The organism is Mesorhizobium quangtriensis (assembly GCF_040081925.1).
Taxonomy (GTDB): domain Bacteria; phylum Pseudomonadota; class Alphaproteobacteria; order Rhizobiales; family Rhizobiaceae; genus Mesorhizobium_K; species Mesorhizobium_K quangtriensis.
Window position 1 is genome coordinate 440,326 of record NZ_JBEBMF010000003.1, and the last position, 16,888, is coordinate 457,213.

Below are 16,888 nucleotides of genomic sequence, written 5' to 3' on the forward strand. Positions count from 1 at the left end.
TAATGCCGGCTTTCTCCCAAGGCCTGGAAAAGGCGCTTCATCAGGCGCTGACCTTTGCCAACGAACGTCACCACGAATACGCAACGCTTGAGCATCTCCTGTTGGCGCTGATCGACGACGCCGAGGCCGCCGCTGTCATGCGCGCTTGCAACGTCGATCTGGACGAGCTCAAGCACACCGTTCTCACCTACATCGACACGGAACTGGACAACCTCGTCACCGGTTACGATGAGGATTCCAAGCCGACCGCCGGCTTCCAGCGCGTTATCCAGCGCGCCGTCATCCATGTCCAGTCGTCAGGCCGCGATGAAGTGTCAGGCGCCAACGTGCTTGTCGCGATCTTCGCCGAGCGTGAAAGCCACGCCGCCTATTTCCTGCAGGAACAGCAGATGACCCGCTACGACGCGGTCAACTACATCAGCCATGGCATCGCAAAGCGCCCCGGGTCGAGCGAATCCCGCTCGCCGCGTGGCGCCGAGGACGAGCAGCGCGGCGGCAACGCCGAGCAGGGCGAGGACGGCAAGAAGAAGCCGCAGGACGCTCTCACGGCCTATTGCGTCGACCTCAACAAGAAGGCGCGCTCGGGCAAGATCGATCCGCTGATCGGCCGCACCGACGAAATCAACCGGACTATCCAGGTTCTATGCCGCCGCTCCAAGAACAACCCGCTCTATGTCGGCGATCCCGGCGTCGGCAAGACGGCGATTGCCGAGGGGCTTGCCAAGCGCATCGTTGAGGGCGACGTTCCCGAAGTGCTGCAGGACGCCACGATCTTTGCGCTCGACATGGGCACTTTGCTCGCCGGCACCCGCTATCGCGGCGACTTCGAGGAGCGCCTGAAGCAGGTAGTCAAGGAACTCGAGGAGTATCCCGGCGCCGTTCTCTTCATCGACGAAATCCACACCGTGATCGGCGCTGGTGCGACTTCGGGCGGCGCGATGGATGCGTCAAACCTCCTGAAGCCAGCGCTCTCCTCAGGTGCAATCCGTTGCATAGGTTCAACAACCTACAAGGAATTCCGCCAGTTCTTCGAGAAGGACCGCGCGCTCGTGCGGCGCTTCCAGAAGATCGACGTGAAGGAGCCCACCGTCGACGACGCGATCGCCATCATGAAGGGCCTGAAGCCCTATTATGAGGAGTTCCACAATGTGAAGTTCACCAACGACGCCATCAAGGCGGCGGTGGAGCTTTCCGCGCGCTACATCAACGACCGAAAGCTGCCCGATAAGGCGATCGACGTGATCGACGAGACGGGCGCGTCGCAGATGCTGCTCCCCGAGGGCAAGCGCAAGAAGACGATCGGCATCAAGGAGATCGAGGCGACGATCGCCACCATGGCGCGCATCCCCCCGAAGACAGTTTCGGCCGACGACGAGGCCGTGCTCGCCAATCTGGAGGTCGAGTTGCAGCGGGTTGTCTACGGGCAGGACACGGCAATCACTGCGCTCACCTCGGCGATCAAGCTGGCTCGTGCCGGCCTGCGCGAACCGGAGAAGCCGATCGGCTGCTACCTGTTCTCAGGCCCGACAGGCGTCGGCAAAACGGAAGTCGCCAAGCAGCTTGCTGCCTCGCTCGGAGTCGAGCTGCTGCGCTTCGACATGTCGGAATACATGGAGCGCCACACGGTCAGCCGCCTGATCGGAGCGCCTCCCGGCTATGTCGGCTTCGACCAGGGCGGCCTGTTGACCGACGGCGTCGACCAGCATCCGCACTGCGTGCTGCTGCTCGACGAGGTCGAGAAGGCGCATCCGGACCTGTTCAACATCCTGTTGCAGGTCATGGATCACGGCAAGCTGACGGACCACAACGGCAAGCAGATCGACTTCCGCAACGTGATCCTGATCATGACGACCAATGCCGGCGCATCGGAAGCGCAGAAGGCGGCGATCGGCTTCGGCTCGACGAAACGCGAGGGCGACGACGTGGAGGCGATCAACCGCCTGTTCACGCCGGAGTTCCGCAACCGGCTCGACGCGATCATCCCGTTCGGCGCGCTGCCGGTGCCGGTGATCCACCAGGTCGTGCAGAAGTTCGTCATGCAGTTGGAGGCTCAGCTGTCCGAGCGTGGCGTGACCTTCGACCTGTCCCAGGAGGCGGTCGCGTGGCTCGCCGACAAGGGCTACGACGAGAAGATGGGCGCGCGTCCGCTCGGCCGCGTCATCCAGGAGCACATCAAGAAGCCGCTGGCCGACGAGGTCCTGTTCGGCAAGCTCAAGAAGGGTGGCACGGTCCGCGTCACGGTCGAGACCAAGGAGGACGGCAAGACCGGCCTCAAGCTCGAGACCATTGCGGACGAGCAGCGCGTCAAGCCGAAGAAGGAAGATCCCGCCGAGGAAGAGGTGAAGATCGCTCCGAAGAAGGCGAAGAAGCCGACGGCGGCCGCCAAGGCCAAGCCGGCTCCCAAGTCTTCGGGCAAGGAACCTCCCTCCGGTAAGCGCAGCCTGGTGCCTCAGCTTCCGCGCAAAAACTGAACGGGCGCGCCTGGACGCAAAGGACAGCCCTCATAAAAAAGCCCCGGTTCTCCGGGGCTTTTTTGCGCGGTGCGGCTGGCCGGAAAATCCGTCCAGTACGAAAACAAAAGCGCCGCCCCGGGAAGGGCGGCGCTTTGTCGGCGCGACGATGCTCAGAGCGCCGGAGGCACCCCATTGCTCTTTACCTTTTTATAGGCTGCGTTTTCATGCTTCACCATGCTGAAGATCGCATAGATGCAGACCGCGATCGCGCCGAGCAGCCAGATTGCGATCATTCCGGGGCTGTCGGCGTAGGTGTAATAGGCCGTCGCGCCTTCCCAGGTGGTGATGGGAGCAGAGTTCATTTTCAATCTCCTTTCTTCGATCCAGTTATTCGGCCGGCGTCAACGCGCCGTCGCCGAATGCAGGGATGCGTGACTCGGGATAGGCCTTGACCGGCACTTCTGTGATGTCGAGGCCAGCCTCTTCTGCTTCCGGAGCGCACCTGAGCAGGCCTGCCATCTTGAGGATGTAGGACAACACAAATCCCGGTATGAGGCCGAGGGCGAGGAACACGAGCATGCTCATGAACTGACCGCCCAGCGAGATAGCCGGACCCTCGACGTTCGGGTAGCCCGAGGCGAAGATACCGACTGCCACAAGTCCCCACACGCCGCCGAAGCCGTGGACCGAGACGGCACCGACAGCGTCATCGATCTTGAACTTCGTAAGCAGGATGTTGTGCAGCTTGGGGATCACAAGTCCGCCGGCGAAGCTGATGAGGAACGCGAGCGGCGGATAGTAAACATCGAGGCCGGGAGCCGACGAGATGACGCCGACAAGCGCGCCGGACATCATCCAGAACGGGTCGCGGGTGACCAGATAGCAACCCAGCATTCCGCCTGCGACCGCCATCAGCGTGTTGAAGGCAAAAGCCGAGAAGGTTGTCGGCGTGTTGTAGATCGTCATCCAGGTGTCGCCGGTGTAGATGATGCAGCCGCCGAGGAAGCCGAAAAATCCCATGACGATGAGCATCAGGCCGATCAGCGACATCGCCATGTTGTGGCCGTTGATCTCGTTGACCGTGCCGTCAGCGTTGAAGCGGCCGATGCGCGGTCCGAGATTGATGAGGACGCCGAGCGTGAAGAAGCCGGCCACCATGTGCACGCAACCGGCCGCACCGATGTCATGCAGGCCGAAGGTCGAGGTCAGCCAGCCGGCCGGGTGCCATCCCCATGCCGCGCCAAAAACCCAGACGACCGAACCGAGGAAGATGGCAAGGATGATGAAGCCTGACACACGAATGCGCTCGATTACCGCGCCAGACATGATCGAAGCGGTGGTCGCCGCAAACATCGTGAAGGCCGCCCAGAAGATGCCGGAGGCCTGGTCCTCGAGGTTCGGACCCATGTGCGTGCTCCATGGCAGAGCTCCTGAAGCGTCTCCCGGTATGAACCCGGCCGGAAACGCGTTGTAGATGTACCAGCCCACGAAATAGAAGAATGGAATCAGGAAGGCGAAGGCAGCCAGGTTTTTGACGCCCGTGGCGAGCGCATTCTTGGCGCGGGAAGCGCCCATTTCATACGCCAGGAAGCCTGCATGGATTGCCACCATAAGTGCGGTGCACCACCAGTAGAAGACTTCCGAATTGACGGTCGTCGCCATCTTAAGAGACGCCTCCAGCGCCTCTATCCTTGTCAGCAGTTCTGCAGCTTCCATTGTTGGACCCCTCTGTTGGTCACTTAGTCGTTGGCCTCCTTACCTTCCCGGAGGCTCTTCGGTTCACGCGGCACGGGGGCCGTCGCAAGCGCCCAGCTCTAAAATTAGGCAATTGTTAAGGTTGCAGAAAAATCAGGCAGCGTAAACAGTTTGTTCGCTGGTGCGAAACAAAATTGTGTGTGGGTGAAGATCGCCGTTTTCGTGCAGTCGCGCTTCGAGGTCACGGAAATCGTGGGCCAACGACCGCTTTCGCGTCGCGCGGATGGAGGCGGCATGCTATCCCGCGATCGATGTCGTCCACTCCCGATCCTGTTGATCTCGATGAGCACGCGCCGAGTTTTCCGGAGCGGCGCAAGTGGTTCCTGATCGGCGCGTCAAAGGCGGTTTCGGTCCCGGGCATCATCCTGTGCACCGCGCATGTCGGTTTTGCCGGCCTCGCTCAGGAAGCCGGTATAAGCATGGGCTTGGCGGTGTTTATGGTCCTCGCCATATGGGCATTGCCCGGCATGGTGGTGCTGCTGGGTGCTGTCCTGTCAGGGGCTGGGCTGCTGGCCGCTGCCTTCGCCGTGGCGCTCTCGTCGGTCCGTCTGACACCGATGGTCGTCGCCTTGGTGCCCGAAATGCGCGGCCCGCGCACGCGCAGGCTGACCCTGTACCTTCTGGCTCACTTCGTGGCGGTCACATCATGGGTGATCGCGATGGAAACCTTGCGAAAGGTGCCGCGTGAACTCCGGACCAGCTACTATTTCGGCCTTGGGTCGATCTTGGTTCTCATCAACATGGTGGTGGTAGCGCTTGTCTATGCCGTCGCGCCTGCGCTGCCTCCGGCAGTAGTTGCCGGTCTTTTTCTGCTGACGCCGATGTATTTCCTGACGTCGCTCTGGGGTTCCGCCCGCGAGACAGCGACCTATGTAGCGATGCTGTTCGGCCTTGTGCTGGGGCCGCTGTTGCATTTCGTCGCTCCGGGTTTCGATCTGCTGGGAGCCGGTCTCCTGGGTGGCGGTATAGCCTATGCGGTGCATCTGATGCAGGCCCGCCGGGCATGACGATTGGGTCCATCGACGCGTGGTGGTGGCCTTACGCCTTTGTCCTGATCGCAGGCTGGGCGATGACCTATCCCTGGCGTGCCTTCGGAGTCTTTCTCGGCGGCAGGCTTCGAGACGACGCAGAAATCCTCGTGCTGGTGCGGTCGATCGCTACAGCTCTGGTGGCCGCGGTGGTAGGTAACCTGATCTGCTTTCCCGCAGGCCCGGCTGCCGACACGACGCTCGCGCTGCGGCTGGCTGCGGCACTGGCAGGTTTCGCGGCTTACTTCTTCATCGGGCGCAAGATTCTGATCGGGATCATCGTCGCCGAAGCCGTGTTCGGACTTGGCTTTTATCTGGGGTACTAAAAGCATGTCCCGGAAAGCGGGAATCGGTTTCGGAACAAAGGCGAGCGCAAAGAGATCAAAGCGCTGCGCGAATCTTTTCCGCATTGGCGGCCAGGATTTCAGGCTTTTCCATCCCGCCGGTGTGCGGCTTCAGCGCCACCCCCTCGACACGAGGAATGACATGGAAATGCAGATGGAAGACGCTCTGGCCCGCCGGCGCCTCGTTGAACTGCATGATGGTGACGCCGTCGGCCGCAAAGGCCTTTTTGGTTGCCAGCGCAACCTTCTGCACCACGCCGATGGCTTTGGAGAGGACCGCTGGGTCGGCATCGAGAATGTTGCGTGAGGCGGCTTTCGGCACAACCAGGGTGTGCCCGTTGGCCTGCGGCATCACATCCATGAAGGCGACGACGTCGGCATCTTCGTAAACGCGGTGCGAGGGAATCTCGCCGCGAAGGATTTTCGCGAAGATATTGTTGTCGTCGTAGGTCATGACGTGCTTTCCGTTTCCTGGCCGGCCACCATAATGGCTTGGCGAATCGTGTCGTTCAATGGCGGGTACCATGGTCCAGAATTACTTCTATCTCGTCATCGCGGTGATCTTCGAGGTGATCGCGACGACGGCGCTCAAGCAGACCGACGGATTTACGCGCCTCGCACCCTCTCTGGTATCCATCGGCGGTTATGCGCTGGCCTTCTATTTCCTGTCGCTTCCGCTGCGCACGATGCCGGTCGGCGTCGTCTACGCGTTGTGGTGCGGCGCCGGCATCATCCTGATCACGGCAATCGGCTGGATCTGGTTTAAACAGGCGCTCGACCTGCCTGCGTTGGTTGGCATGGGCCTCATCATGGCAGGCGTCATGGTCATCAATCTTTATTCGAAGACGGTTGTTCACTGACTTCGGGCGATTGCTGCAACACGCCTCTGCGGAAGGGGCCATGCTCGTCCAGATATTCGCCCATCCGCTCCACCTCGCGCCGTTCGCGCTTCAGGTAGTCTGCGACAGCGTTCCGTAACCCCGCATGGGCGATGAAGTGCGCCGATTGCGTCGTGACGGGACGATAGCCGCGCGCCAGCTTGTGTTCGCCCTGCGCCCCGGCTTCGACGACCTTCAGCTTTCGATCGATCGCGAAGTCGATCGCCTGGTGGTAGCAGACCTCGAAATGCAGGAAGGGGTGGTCTTCGATGCAGCCCCAGTTGCGGCCGTAAAGCGTGTCCGAGCCGATGAAATTGATGGCTCCGGCGACGTAGCGGCCGTTGCGCTTGGCCATGACGAGCAACACGTCATCCGCCATCCGCTCGCCCAGCAGGGAAAAGAACTTGCGATTGAGATAGGGGCTGCCCCACTTACGACCGCCCGTATCCATGTAGAAAGCGAAGAAGTCGTCCCACACGCTTTCGGTCAGGTCGCTGCCGGTCAGCCAGTCGATCGAGATGCCGCTTCCGAGCGCTTGGCGCCGCTCCTTCTTCAGTGCCTTTCGCTTGCGCGAGGCCAGCGTGGCGAGGAAGTCGTCATAGCCAAGGTAGCCTTCGTTGATGAAGTGGAATTGCTGGTCGGTGCGGCGCAGATATCCTGCGGCTTCCAGCGCTGCCATGTCGTCATCCTCGGCGAAGGTGACGTGCGCTGACGAAACGCCGATGTGGCGCGTCACCTGCTTAAGCCCTTCGGCCAGGGCAGCCTTGGCCGTCGCCGAACCGGCGTTCCGGCTCACCAGCAGGCGCGGGCCAGTAGCCGGGGTGAAAGGGACGCTCGCCTGAAGCTTCGGGTAGTAGTCGCCGCCGGCGCGTTCAAGGGCGTCGGCCCAGCCGTGGTCGAACACATATTCCCCCTGGCTGTGAGATTTCAGATAGCAGGGAACAGCGCCGACGAGCTTGCCCGAAGCATCTTCCAGCCGCAGGTGATGACCCTGCCAGCCGGTCTTGCGCCCTGCGCAGCCGGACTCCTCCAATATGTGGAGAAAGTCGAACGAAACGAATGGGTTGTAGGGAGTCCCGGATTCATCGCGAGAGGCTCCGGCAAAGCCATCCCACTCTTCTTTGGTGAACGCGCCGATGCTCGAAGCTACGCCGACGGAAAACCCGCCGTCTGTGGCGGGCTTGTTGGTGCTGTCCGGTTCGCTTGCCATTGCACGGTCAATGTATGTTGCCGTGCAGCATAAGCAAGCTGGTCAGCTACGCGAGCACCCTGTCCGGGTCGAACCCCTCGAACGTCATCTGGTCGGCGTACCGGAAAGTAAGGTCTATCGCCGGCTTGTCGCGGATCGTCCAGGTGATGACCGGCATCTTCAGCCTGTCTCGCACGAAGCTGACGAAAGGATTGGGAAGGTCTCCGGCAGCGTAGGAGGTGAAATCAAGATCGTGCGCCAGCATGGCGAAATGCGCCTCGACCAGCTTGGTCTCCTTGCCATAGGCGGTCAGACCGGCCGGTATTTCGGGCATGTATTTCCTGAAGTCACGGATCAGCCAGTGATCGAAGGACATGATCGCAACCTTGCCCTTGTAGTCCTTCAAATGGGCGGCGACGGCCTCGACCAGCCCATCGTCATGGCCGGGTGTGCCCTTGAGTTCAATCACCAGCGGAACCTTGCCGCGCACGAGCCCGAGGAGATCGGACAGCAGCGGCACGTGATCCTTGGTGCCGCCGACCTTGAGTTGTCGCAACTCGGCCGCCGTGCGCTGCCAGACAAAACCATCTTCGCCGGTAAGACGCTTCAGGTCATCGTCGTGGATGACGATGGGAACACGGTCGGAGGAAAGATGCACGTCGCATTCGATGGCGAAGTTTTTCGCGACCGCGCGGCTCGCGGCTGTGAGCGTGTTCTCCCAGACCTTCTTGTTCAGGTCGTGCAAGCCGCGATGCGCGATCGGGCGTTTGGTCAGCCAGGCGATCTTCTTCATGATTTACGCAACCTCGATGACCGCTTCCGCCTCGACGGCGGCGTTGAGGGGCAATGATGCCGTCCCCACCGCAGACCTCGCATGCTTTCCGCGTTCGCCGAGCACCTCGGCCAGGAAGTCGGATGCGCCGTTGGCGACCAGATGCTGTTCGGTGAAATCCGGCGTCGAGGCGACGAAGACGGTAATCTTGACGAGACGCACGATCTTCTCGATGTCGCCAAGCGCCGCCTTGGCCTGGGCCAATATGTTGATGGCGCAGAATTTCGCGGCTTCGCGCCCACCTGCAGTATCGACGTCCCGGCCAAGCAGGCCCGAGGCCTGGAGCTTGCCATCCTTGAGCGGCAGTTGCCCGGCGGTGAAGAGAAGGTTGCCGCTGCGCACGAACGGCACATAGTTGGCGGCAGGCGCGGCTGCGGCCGGCAAGGTCACGCCAAGATCGCTTAGCCGCTTTTCGATTGTATCGCCCATCGGGTTTGTCCTATCTCTTCTATAACCATGAGCCTGCGTGGCGGCCGAAACTGCTATTTTTGCCTCGCTTCCGCCACGAGTTTTTTTATGGTGGAACAACTTTAAGGCGGCATTGGCCGCTTTCGGCAGGAGTTATTCATGCGCGCATTGCGCTCCATCTTTGTTCCGTCTCTCACTTTGTCGTTTCTCGCGATCGGCGTTGGCATCGCCGGCGCTGTGCCGCTGATCCAGCACCGGGCTGTCTACGACCTCAATCTGACCGAGGCTTCGGAGCGTTCGGGCATAACCGGCATTTCCGGCCGCATGGTCTACGAACTGAGAGGTTCGGCCTGCGAAGGCTATACCGTGCGCTTCCGCTACGTGACGCAGTCGAGCACCACCGAGGCGTCGCAGATGACCGACCAGCAGACAACGACCTTCGAGGACGCCGACGGCAAGTCTTTCAGCTTCGTGACCAAATCCTACACCGACCAGAACCTCGACAAGGAACTGCGCGGCAACGCGACGCGGGTGGCCGCCGGCGTCAAGATCCAGATCGACAAGCCTGAAACCAAGAGCTTCGAGTTGAAGCCAACCCAGTTTCCGACCCAGCACCTCCTCGACCTGATCACGCGCGCCAAATCTGGCGAGACCTTCTACGAGACGAGCATATTCGATGGTTCCGAGGATGCCGACAAGGCGATGACCACCACCGTTGTCGTCGGCAAGCCGGCCGGCGCATCGGCAAGCGATCCCGAGTACAAGGCGCTGAACACGCTGAGTGCCGAGAAGTTCTGGCCTGTCGATATCGCTTATTTCGACGAGACCAGCGAAGGCGGCGAGGAAACGCCCGACTACCGCATCAGCTTCAAGCTCTATGAAAACGGCCTGACACGCGACCTCGACATGGACTACGGCGATTTCATCATCCATGGCCGTCTGGTCGACCTCGCGGTGTTCGAGCCCGACGACGCAACGACCTGCGACAAATAGGGATCGCCACCGCGTGGCGGTCTACGTCGACGATCCGATCTGGCGCTGGGCCGGGCACAAATGGTGCCACATGCTTGCCGACAGCGAGGACGAACTCCACCGCTTCGCAGCGATCATCGGCATTCACCGCCTCCTATATCAGGGACCGCCCAAGACATCAGCGCCGCACTATGATCTCACGGGTCTGGAACGGACGAGGGCGCTCCGGGCAGGGGCCATCGCCTGCAACCGCGAGGAGATCGTCGCGGTCTTCCGTCGGGTGAAGGTTGCGAACGGCAAGGTACATCGCCCAGGCGTACAGAAACTGCGCCTGGTCGAGCGCGTTTGAAATCTGGGCCTGGGCTTTCCGGCCTTCCGCGATTGGGTTGATCTACGGGTTAGATAATAACGCCGCCCTCGTCATCGCCGTTTTCATTACCATTGCCCGTCGAATCTGGTGGCGGCGAATAGATGGACTGTGCGGCAACCGCCTGAAGAACGACACGCTTGTTCAACTGTGGCTTTTCGTATCGCTTCATCAACGCATTTCTCTGACGGCGAACCAATGTCGAGCTATGACTACATAATTGGCAGGAAATGTTAAACAGATGCGCAATGCGCTCCTGACGGCCTGCACGGCTTGCATTGCCCGGCCTTAGCGGCTATATGCGCGCCCATTCCACACACGGACTTGGTTTCCGGCCGGGAGAAATCCGGCGGCGACCGCCGGTGATGTCGAGAGACATCTACGTCCGTGGAGGCCAACCGGAAAGGAACTTTTGAATGGCTCTGCCAGACTTCAGCATGCGCCAGCTTTTGGAAGCTGGTGTTCACTTCGGCCACCAGACCCACCGCTGGAACCCGAAGATGGGCCCATACATTTATGGCGCCCGCAACAACATCCACATCATCGACCTCTCGCAGACCGTGCCGCTGCTGCATCAGGCTCTGAAGCAGGTTTCCGACACCGTCGCCAAGGGCGGCCGCGTTCTCTTCGTCGGCACCAAGCGTCAGGCGTCCGACATTGTCGCCGATGCGGCTCAGCGTTCGGCCCAGTACTACGTCAACTCCCGCTGGCTCGGCGGCATGCTGACGAACTGGAAGACGATCTCCAACTCGATCGCCCGTCTGCGCAAGCTGGACGAGATCCTTTCCGGCGAAGGCGGCCAGGGCTTCACCAAGAAGGAGCGCCTGAACCTCGACCGCGAGCGCGAGAAGCTCGACAAGGCCCTCGGCGGCATCAAGGACATGGGCTCGACCCCCGACCTGATGTTCGTCGTCGACACCAACAAGGAAGCGATTGCGATCCTCGAGGCCAAGCGTCTCGGCATCCCGGTCGTCGCGATCATCGACTCCAACTGCGATCCGGACCTGATCGACTTCCCGATCCCCGGCAACGACGACGCGGCCCGCGCGATCCAGCTTTACTGCGATCTGATCGCCAAAGCTGCCATCGACGGCATCGCCCGTCAGCAGGGCTCGTTCGGCGTCGATGTCGGCGCTTCGGTCGAAGCTCCGGTCGAGCCGACGCTCGGTGAAGTCGAAGCCAAGCCGGAAGCCTGATTTCCGGCTGAAATCTGGAGGCCGTCGCTTGGCCTTCAAACGAATATTTTAGGAATTGCCGTTCCGGAGCGCCATTGAGAACCGATGGTGCTCCGGTCCGTTTCGAGAAAGAGGCAACGATGAGCATTACCGCAGCGATGGTGAAGGAACTCCGCGAGCTTACCGGCGCGGGCATGATGGACTGCAAGGCAGCCCTGACCGAGACCAACGGCAACATGGAAGAGGCGGTCGATTGGCTGCGCAAGAAGGGCATCTCGAAGGCCGACAAGAAGGCCGGCCGCACGGCCGCCGAGGGCTTGATCGGCGTCGATTCCGGTCTCCGCGAGGCGGTCGTGGTCGAGGTTAACTCCGAGACCGACTTCGTTGCCCGCAACGACCAGTTCCAGGATCTCGTGCGCAACATCGCCAAGGTCGCGCTCGCTTTCGGCGGCGACCAGGCAAAGGTCGAGCACGAGAAGTATCCGGGCAACGAGAAGACGGTTGCTGAAGTGGTCAAGGATGCCGTCGGCACCATTGGCGAGAACATTTCTTTCCGCCGTGCAGCCAAGCTGTCGGTCTCGCAGGGCGCCGTCGCGACCTACGTGCACAACGCGGTTGCCGATGGCCTCGGCAAGCTCGGCGTGCTCGTGGCCGTCGAGACATCCGGCAACGCCGAGGCTGCCAACGCCATCGCGCGTCAGGTCGCCATGCACGTCGCCGCGACCAACCCGATGTCGCTCGACGTCGATGCTCTGGACCCGGCAGCGGTAGAGCGTGAGAAGGCGATCTTCTCCGATCAGGCGCGTCAGTCGGGCAAGCCGGAGAACATCATCGAGAAGATGGTCGAGGGTCGTCTGCGCAAGTTCTACGAGGAAGTCGTGCTCCTGAAGCAGGCCTTCGTGCTCAATCCCGACATTACCGTCGAGAAGGCCCTGAAGGATGCCGAGAAGGAGATCGGCGCGCCGGCGAAACTCACTGGCTTCGTCCGTTTCGCGTTGGGCGAGGGCATCGAGAAGGAAGTCTCCGACTTCGCGGCGGAAGTCGCCGCCACGGTCAAAAAGTAACGCGGCATCAACCGCTTCTAGGCCGTTTCGGACTCTGAAACTGAAGGGCGCCGCGTGACATCGCGGCGCCCTTCGTGTATCGCAACCCGGCGCAGCGGCCCACCATCCACGAGGAACCCATGACGGCAAAGCCCCGATACCGACGTGTCCTCCTCAAGGCATCGGGCGAGGCCCTGATGGGAGAGCAGCATTTCGGCATCGATGTCTCGGTCGTCGATCGCATAGCAGCCGACATTGCCGAGGCCCGCGCCATGGGGATCGAAGTCGGCGTCGTCATCGGCGGCGGCAATATCTTCCGCGGCGTTGCCGTTGCCTCCAAGGGCGGCGACCGCGTTACCGGCGACCACATGGGCATGCTTGCCACGGTTATCAATTCGCTGGCGTTGCGCACCTCGTTGGTGAAACTCGGCGTCGACGCGGTCGTGCTGTCGGCGATCGCCATGCCGGAACTCTGCGAGAGCTTCTCGCAGCGCCAGGCGACGGCCTACATGGATCAAGGCAAGGTCGTTATCTTCGCAGGCGGCACCGGCAACCCGTTCTTCACAACCGATTCGGCAGCCGCGCTGCGTGCGGCGGAAATCGGCGCGGATGCTCTGTTCAAGGGTACGCAGGTGGACGGAGTCTATTCGGCCGACCCCAAGAAAGACCCGAAGGCGACCCGTTACGAGCAGATCACCCATGGGGAAGTGATCGCGAAGGGCCTGTCCATCATGGACACAGCGGCAATCGCGCTTGCGCGTGAAAACCACATTCCGATAATCGTCTACTCGATCCATGAGCAGGGCGGTTTCGGAGAAATCCTGCGTGGCGGCGGTCGTTGCACCGTCGTGGCGGATTAAGAACAAGAACCGAACGGCAAGAGTTCGAGGAGACGAACATGGCAAACGGAGATTTCGAGGATATCCATCGACGCATGGATGGGGCGATCAACGCCTTCAAGCATGACATCGCTTCGCTGCGCACGGGGCGCGCCTCCAGCAACCTTTTGGACGCGGTTGTGGTGAAGGCATACGGGTCGGATATGCCGCTGAACCAGGTGGCGAACGTTACCGTGCCGGAGCCGCGCATGATCTCGGTCAACGTGTGGGATAAGTCCCTCGTCAGCGCGGTCGATCGCTCGATTCGCGAGGCGAATCTGGGCTTCAACCCGATCGTCGACGGCGTGAATTTGCGCATTCCTCTGCCAGAACTGAACGAGCAGCGCCGCAAGGAACTGGTGAAGGTCGCTCACGGCTATGCCGAGAACGCACGAGTGGCCATCCGCCATGTCCGCCGTGACGGTATGGACTTCCTGAAAAAGGCCGAGAAGGATGGCGACATCGGCGAAGACGATCATCGGCGGGAATCGGACAGGGTCCAGAAGCTGACAGATGAGACGATTTCCTCGATTGACCGCTTGCTGGCCGACAAGGAAGCCGAGATCATGCAGGTTTGAGAAACCTGCTTTGTTGTCCCTGCGCGTGGCGGGGATGAAAGAGACGAGATGACGACGCCCGAGCATGTCGCGATCATCATGGATGGCAACGGCCGTTGGGCAAAGGCGCGCGGATTGCCCCGTGTTGCAGGCCATCGGGCAGGCGTCGAGGCGCTGCGAAAGGCCGTGCGCGCCGCCGGCGATGCCGGGGTGTCCTGGCTGACCGTCTACGCCTTCTCGTCCGAAAACTGGTCGCGCCCCAAGACCGAGGTCAGCGACCTCATGGGCCTGTTGAAGCTCTTCATCCGCCGCGATTTGGCTGAATTGCACCACAGCGGCGTCCGGGTGAGGATCATCGGTGAGCGGGAGGGCCTCGCTCCCGACATCGCGGCACTGCTCGAAGAGGCAGAGACGCTGACCGCTTCCAATCGTGCACTGAACCTTGTGATCGCCTTCAACTATGGGGGCAGGGATGAGATCGTGCGGGCTGCGCGAAGAATCGCAGAGGCAGCAGTCAAAGGCGAACTGGATCCGGCAAACCTGACGTCTGAAGGGTTCGCCGACTTCCTGGACACATCGGGCATACCCGACCCCGATCTCGTCATCCGCACCAGCGGCGAACAGCGCATCTCCAACTTCCTGCCCTGGCAGTCGGCCTACAGCGAATTCGTCTTCCTGTCCTGCTTCTGGCCCGATTTCACGCGGGAGCACTTTGCCGAGTCATTGCGACAGTATGCGGCGCGCGAGAGGCGCTTCGGAGCCACGGTTGCCGAAAGCGTTCCCGCAGGTGTCGCATCGTGACGGGTTCGGCTTCCTCCGGACGCATGAGCAACCTCCAGCTCAGGATCATTTCGGCCATCGTCCTTGCGGTGGTCGTCTTGGCTATCACCTTTGTGGGCGGTCTGCCGTTCCGGTTGCTAGCGGCGGCCATTGCAGGCGCGATGTTCTACGAATGGTGCGCCATGTCACGGACCGAGGGTAACGCCCGGCAGAAGTTCGTCGCTGCAGCCTTTCTCGCCGCCATCATGCTTGGAGCGATACTTGGCTATTCGTCGTTAAGCCTTCTGATCCTGCTCGCATTTTCGACAATGCTGAGCGCCGTGGAAGGTCGCCTTTCCGGCCAGAATTTATGGGTCCCCGCGGGTCTGCTTTACTGTGGCCTCTCGGGCATCTCGCTGGCTGCCCTGCGCGGCGTTGATACGGCAGGCCTGACCGCCATCCTGTTCCTGTTCGCCGTGGTCTGGGCGACGGACATTTGCGCGTATTTCGTCGGCCGCTCGGTGGGCGGCCCCAAACTCGCTCCTGCGATCTCTCCCGGCAAGACGCGAAGCGGCGCAATCGGCGGCATCGTCGGTGGAGTTCTGGCAGGGTTGGCGGTCGGGCTCTACGCCGGCCTCGCCAATCTGTTTCTGATCGCGCTGGTGGCATTTCTGCTGTCGGTCGTCTCGCAGGCCGGCGATCTGTTCGAATCATGGGTCAAACGACGCCATGGCGTGAAGGATTCGGGCAATCTCATACCCGGCCACGGCGGCGTCATGGACCGTGTTGACGGTCTTGTCGTTGCCGCCTTTGTCCTCTTTGCCGTGGGTGCGATTCTCGGCGGCGCAGACAACCCCGCGCAAGCTTTGTTTGCGAACTGAATGTCGGGCATGACTGCGCATGCCACGGATTCGCCCGTATTCGGGCCACACTGGCCGCTGCGCTACGACGTCTGAGGGAACGATTTGAGCGAGACCTTGTCCACATTTCTTGGTGCCGACAGCCTTTTGGTCGGCACCCTCATCCCGTTCCTTTTCGTGCTCACGGTGGTCGTCTTCGTTCACGAGATGGGCCACTATCTCGTTGGCCGCTGGTGCGGCATCGGCGTCCATGCGTTCTCGATCGGTTTCGGGCCGGAACTTGTCGGCTTCAACGACCGTCACGGCACGCGCTGGAAGCTCTCCGCGATTCCGCTTGGCGGCTACGTTAAGTTTGTGGGCGACATTAACGCCACCAGCACCCCCGACGCGGGTGAGATAGACAAGCTGACGGCCGAGGAAAAAAAGGTCGCGTTTCACACGCAAGCGGTCTGGAAGCGTGCGCTGACGGTATTCGCCGGACCCGCGTTCAATTTCCTGCTCACCATCGCGGTTTTCGCCGTGATGTTCTCGGTTTACGGCAAGGTCGTTTCCGATCCAGTCGTCGCGGAGGTTCGTGAGGGAAGCCCGGCCGCCGCCGCAGGCTTCATGCCAGGCGACCGCTTCGTCAGCGTGGACGGCACTCCCGTCGAATCATTCTCAGATGTCCAGCGCCTCGTGTCAGGTCGCGCCGGTGACCCGCTCGTTTTCGTCCTTGCCAGGGGCGAGGAAAAGATAACGGTCACCGCGACGCCCGAGATCATGGAGCAGACCGATGCGCTCGGAAACGTGATCAAGGTCGGCGTCATTGGTGTCGTCAGCACCCCCGAATCGGGCCAGCCGCGCGTCGTCACCTTCTCGCCAGGCGGTGCGCTGGTCGAAGCGGTGCGCGAGACCGGGCACATCGTCGTCCGCACCGGTCAATTCTTGAAACGCTTTGTCGTGGGGCGTGAGGACAAGTGCCAACTCGGCGGGCCGGTGAAGATCGCGGACATGGCCGGCAAGGCGGCAAAGCTCGGATTCGAGTGGCTGGTTCAATTGGTCGCGTTGCTTTCGGTGGGCATTGGCATCCTCAATCTGCTGCCCATTCCGCCTCTGGATGGAGGGCATCTCGTCTTCTACGGATTGGAGGCCATCAAGGGCCGTCCGGTCTCCGAGAGGGCCATGGAGGCCGTCTATCGTGTCGGCATGTTCCTTGTTCTGGGCTTCATGGCCTTCGTGTTCTGGAACGACCTCTTTGGATGTTGAAATCATGAACGAATTTGGCGTGCCTGCAGTAGGAATTGAGATCGCGTTTACCATGACGCGGGATATGCGTGACGCGAAAGCAACGCGGCTTGGTTAAGTAAACACAAATTAACCAGGAGCCTTGCTTGTGGGGGAAATCCGGTTA

20 protein-coding genes are annotated in these 16,888 nt (G+C 61.3%); 13 read left to right on the forward strand and 7 right to left on the reverse strand.

The window, feature by feature from the left end:
* Positions 1–2: 2 nt before the first annotated feature.
* Positions 3–2,471: an ATP-dependent Clp protease ATP-binding subunit ClpA gene (gene clpA / locus ABMA32_RS17925; protein ID WP_349015166.1), complete on the forward strand. Its 2,469-nt coding sequence runs from the start codon at positions 3–5 to the stop codon at positions 2,469–2,471.
* Between the two features lie 152 nt (positions 2,472–2,623).
* Here clpA and ABMA32_RS17930 read toward each other — a convergent pair whose 3' ends face one another.
* Together ABMA32_RS17930 and ABMA32_RS17935 are read right to left on the reverse strand one after the other, a co-directional pair.
* The gene (locus tag ABMA32_RS17930; protein WP_349015167.1) at positions 2,624–2,815 is read right to left on the reverse strand and encodes a hypothetical protein; all 192 of its coding nucleotides are present in this window, start codon (positions 2,813–2,815) and stop codon (positions 2,624–2,626) included.
* Positions 2,816–2,840: 25 nt separating this feature from the next.
* Entirely contained in the window at positions 2,841–4,169 is a 1,329-nt protein-coding gene (locus ABMA32_RS17935) for an ammonium transporter (protein WP_349015168.1), read from the reverse strand.
* Positions 4,170–4,459: 290 nt separating this feature from the next.
* On the opposite strand from ABMA32_RS17935, the gene ABMA32_RS17940 reads away from it, so the two are divergent.
* Together ABMA32_RS17940 and ABMA32_RS17945 are read left to right on the forward strand one after the other, a co-directional pair.
* Complete coding sequence (locus ABMA32_RS17940; RefSeq protein WP_349015169.1) at positions 4,460–5,215, forward strand: AzlC family ABC transporter permease; 756 nt, start codon at positions 4,460–4,462, stop codon at positions 5,213–5,215.
* Positions 5,212–5,562, forward strand: coding sequence for an AzlD domain-containing protein (locus tag ABMA32_RS17945; protein WP_349015170.1), 351 nt, complete (start codon positions 5,212–5,214; stop codon positions 5,560–5,562). Before ABMA32_RS17940 ends, ABMA32_RS17945 begins: the two co-directional genes overlap by 4 nt.
* Before the next feature lie 55 nt (positions 5,563–5,617).
* On the opposite strand, the gene ABMA32_RS17950 is transcribed toward ABMA32_RS17945, so the two are convergent.
* A complete protein-coding gene (locus ABMA32_RS17950; protein WP_349015171.1) occupies positions 5,618–6,034 on the reverse strand; it encodes an HIT family protein in 417 nt (138 codons plus the stop codon).
* Between the two features lie 70 nt (positions 6,035–6,104).
* Between ABMA32_RS17950 and ABMA32_RS17955 the strand changes: the two genes are divergently transcribed.
* Entirely contained in the window at positions 6,105–6,440 is a 336-nt protein-coding gene (locus ABMA32_RS17955; RefSeq protein ID WP_349015172.1) for a DMT family transporter, read from the forward strand.
* Here the strand turns inward: ABMA32_RS17955 and ABMA32_RS17960 are convergent.
* The 3 genes from ABMA32_RS17960 to ABMA32_RS17970 are packed head-to-tail and all read right to left on the reverse strand — an operon-like array spanning position 6,409 to position 8,908.
* Entirely contained in the window at positions 6,409–7,668 is a 1,260-nt protein-coding gene (locus ABMA32_RS17960; protein WP_349015173.1) for a GNAT family N-acetyltransferase, read from the reverse strand. The two genes, ABMA32_RS17955 and ABMA32_RS17960, sit on opposite strands and share 32 nt — an antisense overlap.
* A 46-nt stretch (positions 7,669–7,714) precedes the next feature.
* Positions 7,715–8,440, reverse strand: coding sequence for a glycerophosphodiester phosphodiesterase (locus ABMA32_RS17965; protein WP_349015174.1), 726 nt, complete (start codon positions 8,438–8,440; stop codon positions 7,715–7,717).
* Between the two features lie 3 nt (positions 8,441–8,443).
* On the reverse strand, positions 8,444–8,908 hold the full coding sequence (locus ABMA32_RS17970) for a RidA family protein (protein ID WP_349015175.1): 465 nt from the start codon (positions 8,906–8,908) through the stop codon (positions 8,444–8,446).
* Between the two features lie 138 nt (positions 8,909–9,046).
* On the opposite strand from ABMA32_RS17970, the gene ABMA32_RS17975 reads away from it, so the two are divergent.
* Both ABMA32_RS17975 and ABMA32_RS17980 read left to right on the forward strand, forming a co-directional pair.
* The gene (locus tag ABMA32_RS17975; protein ID WP_349015176.1) at positions 9,047–9,880 is read left to right on the forward strand and encodes a cell envelope integrity EipB family protein; all 834 of its coding nucleotides are present in this window, start codon (positions 9,047–9,049) and stop codon (positions 9,878–9,880) included.
* Positions 9,881–9,893: 13 nt separating this feature from the next.
* The gene (locus ABMA32_RS17980) at positions 9,894–10,208 is read left to right on the forward strand and encodes a DUF4031 domain-containing protein (RefSeq protein WP_349015177.1); all 315 of its coding nucleotides are present in this window, start codon (positions 9,894–9,896) and stop codon (positions 10,206–10,208) included.
* A gap of 49 nt (positions 10,209–10,257) precedes the next feature.
* Here the strand turns inward: ABMA32_RS17980 and ABMA32_RS17985 are convergent, their stop codons facing one another.
* The gene (locus tag ABMA32_RS17985; RefSeq protein ID WP_349015178.1) at positions 10,258–10,398 is read right to left on the reverse strand and encodes a hypothetical protein; all 141 of its coding nucleotides are present in this window, start codon (positions 10,396–10,398) and stop codon (positions 10,258–10,260) included.
* Between the two features lie 244 nt (positions 10,399–10,642).
* On the opposite strand from ABMA32_RS17985, the gene rpsB reads away from it, so the two are divergent.
* From rpsB to rseP, 7 genes are all read left to right on the forward strand, one after another.
* The gene (rpsB, locus tag ABMA32_RS17990; RefSeq protein ID WP_349015179.1) at positions 10,643–11,422 is read left to right on the forward strand and encodes a 30S ribosomal protein S2; all 780 of its coding nucleotides are present in this window, start codon (positions 10,643–10,645) and stop codon (positions 11,420–11,422) included.
* 119 nt (positions 11,423–11,541) lie between these two features.
* Positions 11,542–12,465, forward strand: a complete 924-nt coding sequence (gene tsf, locus ABMA32_RS17995) for a translation elongation factor Ts (protein WP_349015180.1) — start codon at positions 11,542–11,544, stop codon at positions 12,463–12,465.
* A gap of 119 nt (positions 12,466–12,584) precedes the next feature.
* The gene (gene pyrH, locus ABMA32_RS18000; RefSeq protein ID WP_349015181.1) at positions 12,585–13,304 is read left to right on the forward strand and encodes a UMP kinase; all 720 of its coding nucleotides are present in this window, start codon (positions 12,585–12,587) and stop codon (positions 13,302–13,304) included.
* Between the two features lie 38 nt (positions 13,305–13,342).
* A complete protein-coding gene (frr, locus tag ABMA32_RS18005) occupies positions 13,343–13,900 on the forward strand; it encodes a ribosome recycling factor (RefSeq protein WP_349015182.1) in 558 nt (185 codons plus the stop codon).
* 48 nt (positions 13,901–13,948) lie between these two features.
* A complete protein-coding gene (locus ABMA32_RS18010; RefSeq protein WP_425475557.1) occupies positions 13,949–14,680 on the forward strand; it encodes an isoprenyl transferase in 732 nt (243 codons plus the stop codon).
* A gap of 23 nt (positions 14,681–14,703) precedes the next feature.
* Positions 14,704–15,519: a phosphatidate cytidylyltransferase gene (locus tag ABMA32_RS18015; protein WP_349015183.1), complete on the forward strand. Its 816-nt coding sequence runs from the start codon at positions 14,704–14,706 to the stop codon at positions 15,517–15,519.
* Positions 15,520–15,603: 84 nt separating this feature from the next.
* Positions 15,604–16,743 (forward strand): RIP metalloprotease RseP, encoded by a 1,140-nt coding sequence (rseP, locus tag ABMA32_RS18020; protein WP_349015184.1) that lies wholly within the window; start codon positions 15,604–15,606, stop codon positions 16,741–16,743.
* The last annotated feature ends 145 nt before the right edge of the window (positions 16,744–16,888 follow it).